Genomic DNA, 7,789 nt, shown 5'->3' with positions numbered 1-7,789 from the left:
GCAGCTTGCCTTGCAGGGCCTGGGGCAGCAGCGGGCGCAAGCGTTCGCCGCTGTTGACCAGGGCCTTGAACAGCTGCGGGTTGGGCACCAGCGCCTTCAGCCCCATGCGCAGCAGGCGCTGGCCCAGCGGGCGCGGCACCGTGGCGTCCACCAGCGCGCGGCCGATGTCCAGCAGGTTGTGGTAGTCGACCCCGGAGGGGCAGGTGGTTTCACAGTTGCGGCACGACAGGCAGCGGTCCAGGTGCTGCTGGGTCTTGACCGTTGCCGGCTGGCCTTCGAGCACCTGCTTGATCAGGTAGATCCGCCCGCGCGGGCCATCCAGTTCATCCCCCAGCAGCTGATAGGTCGGGCAGGTGGCGTTGCAGAAACCGCAATGCACGCAACTGCGCAGGATGCGTTCGGCCTCTGCGGCGCGGGGCAGTTGCCGCGCCTGGTCGCTCAAGGTGGTCTGCATGGTTCAAAGCTCCGCGTACAGTCGGCCCGGGTTGAAAATCCCTTGCGGGTCCAGTTGTGCCTTGAGTTGCCGGTGATAGCGCAGCAGGGTCGGCGCCAGCGGCTGGAACGGGCTGTCGATCAGCCCCGGGCGGTAGCAGGTGGCATGCCCGCCGACGGCCTGGACCCGGGCGCGGATCTGTTCGGCGCTGGCGTCGGACTTGAGCCAGCGCTGGGCCCCGGCCCAATCGATCAACTGCGCGCCGGGCAGGTCCAGGGGGCCGGTGTTGGTCGGCAGCGACAGGCGCCACAGCGGCAGTGCCTGGGCAAAAAATGCCAGGCGCTGTTCGTTCAGATCGCTCCAGTAGACGGACGTCAATGGCTCGCCGCCCAGACGCTCATGGGCCGCCGCCACCGATCCGGCGCCGCCCTCCAGCCGCAGGTGCAGGCGCTGGCCATCGTGGCTGGCGGCACTGATCGGCAGTGGCTGCTGGCCCCATTCGGCGAGCCTGGCCAAGGCCCGGGCGCTGTCCATTTCCAGGGCCAGGCTCAGGCACTGCCGGGGCTTGGGCAGGACCTTCAGCGAGACTTCAGTGAGCAGGCCGAGGCAGCCGAAGCTGCCGGCGAGCAAGCGCGAAAGGTCGTAGCCGGCGACGTTTTTCATCACCTCGCCGCCAAAGCGCAGGTGCTTGCCGGTGCCGGTGATGACCCGGGTCCCGAGCACAAAGTCGCGCACCGAACCCGACCACGGCCGCCGTGGCCCGGACAACCCGGCGGCGACCATGCCGCCCACCGTGGCCTCGGCCCCCAGGCTCGGCGGCTCGCAGGGCAGCATCTGCCCGGTGCTCTCCAGCGCGGCGTGCAGCTCGTGCAAAGGAGTGCCGGCGCGGACGGTGATCACCAGTTCGGTCGGGTCGTAGCTGACGATGCCGCGATGGGCGCGGGTGTCGAGCACCTGGCCTTCGCTGGGGCGCCCCAGGCCGGCCTTGCTGTTGCCGCCCTGGATCCGCAGCGGTGTGCGGTGCAGCAGGGCCTGGTTGACCTGTTCCAGCAAGCTGGCGCTGGCGTCGACGTTCTGTGGCTCGCTCATCAGAAACGCTCCAGTTCAGGGAAGGGCAGTTGTCCCAGGTGCACATGCATCGCGCCGAATTCGGCGCAGCGATGCAGGGTCGGGATGTTCTTGCCCGGGTTGAGCAAACCGCCAGGGTCGAAGGCGGCCTTGACCGCGTGGAACAGGGTCAACTCGTCGCTGTTGAACTGGGCGCACATCTGGTTGATTTTTTCCCGGCCGACCCCGTGTTCGCCGGTGATGCTGCCGCCGACCTTGACGCACAGTTCGAGGATCTTGCCCCCCAGGGCTTCGGCGCGGTCCAGTTCGCCGGGCTGGTTGGCATCGAACAGAATCAGCGGGTGCATATTGCCGTCGCCGGCATGGAACACGTTGGCCACCCGCAACTGGTACTCGGCGGCCAGCGCGGCAATGCCCTTGAGCACCCCGGGCAGTTCGCGGCGGGGGATGGTGCCGTCCATGCAGTAGTAATCCGGTGACAGCCGGCCCACCGCCGGGAACGCGTTCTTGCGCCCGGCCCAGAAGCGCACGCGTTCGGCTTCGTCCCGGGCCTGGCGCACCTCGGTGGCGCCGGCGCGTTCCAGCACGGCCCGCACCCGCTCGCAGTCGTCGTGCACATCGGCTTCCACACCGTCCAGTTCGCACAGCAGAATGGCCTCGGCCTCCACCGGGTAGCCGGCGTGGATAAAGTCTTCGGCGGCGCGCAGCGCCAGGTTGTCCATCATCTCCAGGCCGCCGGGGATGATGCCCGCGGCGATGATGTCGGCCACCGCGGCGCCGGCCTTTTCCACCGAGTCGAACGCCGCCAGCAGCACCTTGGCGATCTGCGGCTTGGGCAGCAACTTGACCGTGACCTCGGTGATCACCCCGAGCATGCCTTCGGACCCGGTAAACAGCGCCAGCAGGTCGAACCCCGGGGAGTCCAGGGCCTCGCTGCCCAGGGTCAGGCGCTCGCCCTCGACCGTCAGCACTTCCACCTGCAGCAGGTTGTGCACCGTCAGCCCGTATTTCAGGCAGTGCACGCCACCGGCGTTTTCCGCAACGTTGCCGCCGATGGAACAGGCGATCTGCGACGACGGGTCGGGCGCGTAATACAGGCCAAAGGGCGCCGCCGCCTGGGAGATTGCCAGGTTGCGCACCCCCGGCTGGACCCGGGCGCTGCGGGCGGCCGGGTCGATGTGCAAGATCGCGTTGAAACGCGCCATCACCAGCAGCAGGCCTTTTTCCAGGGGCAGGGCACCGCCGGACAACCCGGTGCCAGCGCCGCGTGCCACCACCGGAACCCGCCACTCATGGCAGATCTGCAACAGGGTCTGCACCTGGTCGAGGTGGCGCGGCAGGGCCACCAGCATCGGCGTGGTGCGATACGCCGAGAGCCCGTCGCACTCGTAGGGGCGCAGTTCTTCCAGTTGGTGCAGCAGTTCCAGGTCCGGCAAGCGCGCTTGCAGGGTCTTGAGCAGTGCGGCTTTGTCCACCGTCGGCAGGGCACCGTCGACGCGTTCGTCGTAGAGAATATTCATGGGCGGCTAATGACCCTTAGTTGTTTTTATTAGGGCGCGTTGTTCGCAACGGCTGCCTTGCATCATTGGCCCGGCGGGCTTTACTGTCCATCGGGCGCCAGGGTGTTCGAACCAGTTTGTGCAGCGGTGATTGCCTGAGGATCGACTTAAAACCAGGCATTTCAATGGCTTGAATCGCCCAGTCAATGGCCGGGGTTTACCGGTCGCTACTGGTCATACCAGTTGGAGAACCCATGAGCGCCCGCCATACCCCGCACCAACCCCATGTCGCAGACGTGGTGTGCCAGCGCATCGAGCGCCTGATCGTCGACGGCGTGCTCAAGACCGGGCAGCGCTTACCCTCGGAGCGGCGGCTGACGGAAAAACTCGGCGTCTCGCGCACCGCCTTGCGTGAAGGCCTGCAACTGCTGCGGGCGCGGGGCATTATCGACACCGCCCAGGGCAAGGGCTCATTCGTCGCGGACTTGTCGGGGCAGGGCCCGGCCTCGCCGTTGATGCACCTGTTCAGCTCCCAGCCGCGCACCCTGTATGACCTGTTCGAGGTGCGCAGCCTGCTGGAAGGCGAGTCGGCGCGCCTGGCGGCACTGCGCGGCACCGAGGCCGATTTTGTGTTGATCGGCCGTGCCTATCAGGCCCTGGTCGAGGCCCGCGAGCAGACGCTGGAGGCCTCGGCCCAGGCCCGGCTCGACCATGCCTTCCACCTGGCGATCTGCGAGGCCTCCCATAACCCGGTGCTGGTGCAGACCCTGGCGTCATTGACCGATCTGCTGCTGAGCTCGGTGTTCGCCTCGGTCAACAACCTCTATCACCGCGATGTGCAGAAACGCCAGATCGATCGCCAGCATGCGCGGCTCTACAACGCCGTGACCGGGCGCCTGCCCGAACAGGCGCGCAAGGCGGCGGTGGCCCATATCCAGAGCATTTGCGACAACCTGCGGGAAATCGAAAACGAAGAGCAGCGCCTGGTGCGCGCCACCTTGCGCCTGGAGGGCTGGGACTGATCAGCCCCGCTCAGGCCTGGCAACGCCGCCAAAGCGCCACAGCGCGCCGAGGCCGATCAGCGCACAGAGCCCGGCCAGGGCCAGGATCACCCGTTGCGTGCCCCAGGGCGTGGCCAATAGCGCCACCAGCAAACCGGCCAGGGGTTGGGACAGATTGTTGAGCAGGGTCAGCACGCCCACGGTCTTGCCGAAGTCCCGGGTCGGAATCACTTGCTGGCGCAGGCTGCGGATGTAGACATTGAACATTTTGTCGAAGCCCACAATCAGCAAAAAACCCAGCACATAGCCCGACAGCCCCGGGCTCAGGGCGCAGATAAAGGCTCCGCCGCCAATCATCAGGTAGGCCACCAGCCCCAGCACCCGCAATGGCAGGGTGACGCGGGCGAGCAACAGCAGGATGCCGATGGTCACCAGCGCGCCGACCGCTTGCAGGCTGGCGTAGTCATCTTTGCTGGCGCTGTACTGGCCGATGACCATGGCCGCCGAGGTGGCCAGGGTCACGCCGATGATCAGGTTGACCCCGACCGCCAGGGTGATGATTTTCTGCAGTCGCGGCTGTTCGCCAATATGGCGCAAGGCGATGCGCAGCGGTTGCAGCCAGATATCCCGGTGCTGGTCGAAGCTTTCCAGGGGGGTGTGGTTGTGGCGCTGCCACACCCGCATCCCCAGGTCGGCCAGCAGGAACAGCCCGGCCACCCACAGCACCACCCAGTGCCAGGCGCACAATTCCAGCAGCAGCGCGGCCACCAGGGGCCCGAGCACCAGGCCGGCCTGATCGGCAATCTGCGAGTAGGACAGGGTTTTGGTGTAGCTGTAATCACTGAAGATGTGCGGCAACAGCACTTCCCGGGCCATCAGGCCCTGGGTGGTCAGCACCCCGCACAGCGCCGAGAGTGCGATCACCCAGCCGATCCCGCCGAAGACCCCGTACAGCGCCATCGCCAGCACACAGGCCAGGGCCCGGTAGACCTGGCTGATGTGCAGCACCTTGACCGGTGAGTATTTGTCGCAGAGGGCGCCGCACACCGGAAAGGCCAGGTAGCGCGGCAGTGATTCAATGAAAAACGCCAGGCCGGCCCAGGCGGCGCTGCCGGTGCTCTGGAACACAATCAGCGGCACCAGGAACAGCAGAATCTGATCCGCCAGCCGCGAGACAAACAGCGAGCTGAAAAAGGCCAGGTATTCCTTGCGCATGGTGACGTCCTGTCGGGGCGGGGCGGTGGGGCGGCTATCTTAGCCGGCGCCGAGCCGGGTTGCTTGAGCTTGGGCGGGCATCAAGTTCCCGGAACTTGCTTTCACCCCAGGCAGTCACTGTTTCAGGGGCACAAAAACCCTGCGCCCTGACGACCACTGCCAAAGGAGTCACACCATGAATGATCAGACCTGTGCCTGCCCGAGCTGCAAATGCAAAGTCGGCGCCAATGCCATCTTCCATCAGGGCAAGCACTACTGCTGCGAAGGCTGCGCCGAGCACCATGCCCAGGGCCAGCCCTGCGCATCGACCGAGGGCTGCAAATGTGCCGAGGGTTCCGGGGAGGGCTGACGGCCAATGACAGGCGGAGCCGGGTAGGGCTCCGCTGGCAACGCCTGGCGTGATGAAGCTGTTGGGTCTGAATCAGGCCTGAGGTTCAGACTGACGGGCGCCACGTCACGTTTTCGATGCCGAATTTCTCCGCCAGCGGCTTGCTGGTTTTTTTCACCTGCTCGCGGCCGAAACGCCCGATCCGGCCGACCCCTGCATCGCAGCTTGCCCAATGCCAGGCTTCGGCGTTGTCCATCTTGTCCAGGCGGATGATGAAAGACTTCGGCGTGCCGTGCAGGGTGTATTCGATGACGAAAAGTTTTGCGTTGTTCATAAAGCCATTAATTCTCCCTGTGATGCTTAAGTGATCCTGCGTGGCGCAAATAATTCACTCCGATTGCCCGGCGGCGGCACCAGCGGTAGAGCCCTTGCCGCCGATTCATTCGAACGGGTTCGGCGCGCAGTGCACAGGGCCCCGTTCGGGTGGATCGGCCGGCGCTGGCGGCGCCCGGAGCGGCTGGTTACCATGGCCACCCCTCGATCAATCACGTGCCTTGTCATGGCCCTTGCCACGCCCCCCGACCTCAGCGATACCGATGTGCCGGTGCAACCTCTGGCGCGCACCTACCCGCGCGGGTTGTTTATCGAGCCGCACCAGCATGTCTGGGGCCAGCTGCTGTACGCCATGAGCGGGGTGATGTGGGTCGAGACCCCCAACGAGGCATTGGTGGTGCCGCCCCAGCGCGCAGTGTGGTTGCCACCGGGGGTGCCCCACGGCATTCGTGTGGTCAGCGACCTGCAGATGCGCAATATCTACCTGCGCCCGTCCCTGGCGGCGACGCTGGACAGCCAGGTCCAGGTGTTGCAAGTGGATAACCTGCTGCGCGAGCTGATCGTGCGCCTGGTCGAACAGGATCAGCCGCAGCCGGAGTACTACGAGGCGCTGGTGGGGCTGGCCCTGCTGGAGCTGCGCCGGGCCCGGCGTTCGCAGCTGAAAATCCCCCTGCCGGACGGTGGCGAGCGACGGCTGATGAACCTGTGCCAGGCGGTGATGGCCGCACCGTCCCTGGCTATTTCCTTCGAGCAGCACGCCGATGCGGCCGGGGCCAGCGTGCGCACCCTGGCCCGGCTGTTCAAGGACGGCCTGGGCATGGGCTTTGCGCAGTGGCGACGCCAGGTGCAACTGGCCACGGCCGCCGCCGAGCTGATCCAGGGGGTGCCGATCGGCAGCATCGCCCGGGCGTTGGGCTATTCCCCCAGCAGCTTCAGCGACATGTTCCGCCGCGAGCTGGGGGTGGCGCCGTCGCAGTACGGCGCGGAGCAGGGCCTGCGCGCAGCGCGCTGACAGCGCCGGGGCAGGGCATGGGCCCGGTCGATGGCCGAGCATCGACCTGGTGTCGCGCCTGATCTTGGCCGAAATTCAGAAGCCCTTGACCGATCGCCCGGGCGGCACCTGCCTACACTCGCGGCATGCCCAATCACTCCCGCCCCCCATGGAGTCTGTCATGAGTTACCTCATTTCCCTGGCCATCGGCCTGGGCGTCGGCTTGCTCTATGGCGCCCTGAACGTTCGTTCTCCGGCACCTCCGGCCATCGCCCTGGTGGGCCTGCTCGGCATGCTGGCCGGGGAGCAACTGTGGCCCATCGGGCGGCAGTGGCTCAGTGGCTGGTGGTCCTGAAACCCCTTACTCAGTTGGATGAAGACACTTATGAAAGCACTGCAATTTTCCCGTACCGGTGACCTCGCGGCGCTGCAATCGGTCGAGGTGCCGACCCCGGTGCCGGGCGCCGGGCAGGTATTGGTGCAGATCAAGGCGGCGGGCCTCAACCCCAGTGATGTGAAGAACGTGCTGGGGCGCTTTCCCTACACCACTTTGCCGCGCATCCCCGGGCGCGATTTTGCCGGGGTGGTGGTGGACGGGCCGCAGGCGCTGCTGGGGCAGGAAGTCTGGGGCACCGGCAAGGAGCTGGGCTTTTTCGCCGACGGCTGCCATGCCGAGTACGTGGTGCTGTCGGCCCAGGGCGTGGCGCCTAAACCCCGGCACCTGAGTTTTGCCCAGGCCGCCAGCCTGGGGGTGCCCTACACCACGGCCTGGGATGCCCTGCAACGCAGCCAGGTGGGCTCGGGTACGCGGCTGCTGGTGATCGGCGGCGGTGCCGTGGCCACTGCGGCCCTGGCCCTGGCCAAGGTCAGCGGTGCCCAGGTGCTGGCGGCGGTGCGTCGACCCGAGCAGGCCGAGGCGCT

10 protein-coding genes are annotated in these 7,789 nt (G+C 66.6%); 5 read left to right on the top strand and 5 right to left on the bottom strand.

Going from position 1 to position 7,789, the window contains the following annotated elements:
- From CF161_RS00270 to glcD, 3 genes are all read right to left on the bottom strand, one after another.
- Positions 1 to 454 (bottom strand): 4Fe-4S dicluster domain-containing protein (locus CF161_RS00270; protein WP_020294520.1); only part of this gene is annotated, 454 nt, incomplete at its 3' end.
- Positions 455 to 457: 3 nt separating this feature from the next.
- Positions 458 to 1,522: a glycolate oxidase subunit GlcE gene (gene glcE / locus CF161_RS00265; RefSeq protein WP_020294519.1), complete on the bottom strand. Its 1,065-nt coding sequence runs from the start codon at positions 1,520 to 1,522 to the stop codon at positions 458 to 460.
- The gene (gene glcD / locus CF161_RS00260; protein ID WP_020294518.1) at positions 1,522 to 3,021 is read right to left on the bottom strand and encodes a glycolate oxidase subunit GlcD; all 1,500 of its coding nucleotides are present in this window, start codon (positions 3,019 to 3,021) and stop codon (positions 1,522 to 1,524) included. The genes glcE and glcD overlap by 1 nt, the downstream gene beginning before the upstream one ends.
- Positions 3,022 to 3,254: 233 nt before the next feature.
- Between glcD and glcC the strand changes: the two genes are divergently transcribed.
- Positions 3,255 to 4,022, top strand: a complete 768-nt coding sequence (gene glcC, locus CF161_RS00255) for a transcriptional regulator GlcC (protein WP_020294517.1) — start codon at positions 3,255 to 3,257, stop codon at positions 4,020 to 4,022.
- On the opposite strand, the gene CF161_RS00250 is transcribed toward glcC, so the two are convergent.
- On the bottom strand, positions 4,023 to 5,216 hold the full coding sequence (locus tag CF161_RS00250; RefSeq protein WP_020294516.1) for an MFS transporter: 1,194 nt from the start codon (positions 5,214 to 5,216) through the stop codon (positions 4,023 to 4,025).
- A 175-nt stretch (positions 5,217 to 5,391) separates the two neighbouring features.
- Here CF161_RS00250 and CF161_RS00245 point away from each other — a divergent pair, with 175 nt between their 5' ends.
- The gene (locus tag CF161_RS00245; protein ID WP_020294515.1) at positions 5,392 to 5,565 is read left to right on the top strand and encodes a metallothionein; all 174 of its coding nucleotides are present in this window, start codon (positions 5,392 to 5,394) and stop codon (positions 5,563 to 5,565) included.
- Positions 5,566 to 5,650: 85 nt separating this feature from the next.
- Here CF161_RS00245 and CF161_RS00240 read toward each other — a convergent pair whose 3' ends face one another.
- A complete protein-coding gene (locus CF161_RS00240) occupies positions 5,651 to 5,878 on the bottom strand; it encodes a DUF6555 family protein (RefSeq protein WP_020294514.1) in 228 nt (75 codons plus the stop codon).
- 225 nt (positions 5,879 to 6,103) lie between these two features.
- On the opposite strand from CF161_RS00240, the gene CF161_RS00235 reads away from it, so the two are divergent.
- The 3 genes from CF161_RS00235 to CF161_RS00230 all read left to right on the top strand — a co-directional run.
- On the top strand, positions 6,104 to 6,889 hold the full coding sequence (locus tag CF161_RS00235) for a helix-turn-helix domain-containing protein (protein ID WP_020294513.1): 786 nt from the start codon (positions 6,104 to 6,106) through the stop codon (positions 6,887 to 6,889).
- A gap of 160 nt (positions 6,890 to 7,049) precedes the next feature.
- The gene (locus tag CF161_RS31870) at positions 7,050 to 7,223 is read left to right on the top strand and encodes a DUF1427 family protein (RefSeq protein ID WP_020294512.1); all 174 of its coding nucleotides are present in this window, start codon (positions 7,050 to 7,052) and stop codon (positions 7,221 to 7,223) included.
- Between the two features lie 30 nt (positions 7,224 to 7,253).
- Positions 7,254 to 7,789: alcohol dehydrogenase catalytic domain-containing protein (locus CF161_RS00230; protein ID WP_020294511.1), on the top strand; the 536-nt coding region annotated here is incomplete at its 3' end.

This window comes from Pseudomonas sp. CF161 (assembly GCF_000416215.1).
Taxonomy (GTDB): Bacteria; Pseudomonadota; Gammaproteobacteria; order Pseudomonadales; family Pseudomonadaceae; genus Aquipseudomonas.
Note: the sequence above shows the minus strand (reverse complement) of the source record. Positions and strands in the feature narration are given on the sequence as shown.

Bases quoted from the DNA above. Each gene is read 5' to 3' on its own strand.
- glcC (WP_020294517.1), top strand. From the start codon at position 3,255: ATGAGCGCCCGCCATACCCCGCACCAACCCCATGTCGCAGACGTGGTG.
- CF161_RS00245 (WP_020294515.1), top strand. From the start codon at position 5,392: ATGAATGATCAGACCTGTGCCTGCCCGAGCTGCAAATGCAAAGTCGGC.
- CF161_RS31870 (WP_020294512.1), top strand. From the start codon at position 7,050: ATGAGTTACCTCATTTCCCTGGCCATCGGCCTGGGCGTCGGCTTGCTC.
- CF161_RS00250 (WP_020294516.1), bottom strand. From the start codon at position 5,216: ATGCGCAAGGAATACCTGGCCTTTTTCAGCTCGCTGTTTGTCTCGCGG.
- glcE (WP_020294519.1), bottom strand. From the start codon at position 1,522: ATGAGCGAGCCACAGAACGTCGACGCCAGCGCCAGCTTGCTGGAACAG.
- glcD (WP_020294518.1), bottom strand. From the start codon at position 3,021: ATGAATATTCTCTACGACGAACGCGTCGACGGTGCCCTGCCGACGGTG.
- CF161_RS00235 (WP_020294513.1), top strand. From the start codon at position 6,104: ATGGCCCTTGCCACGCCCCCCGACCTCAGCGATACCGATGTGCCGGTG.
- CF161_RS00240 (WP_020294514.1), bottom strand. From the start codon at position 5,878: ATGAACAACGCAAAACTTTTCGTCATCGAATACACCCTGCACGGCACG.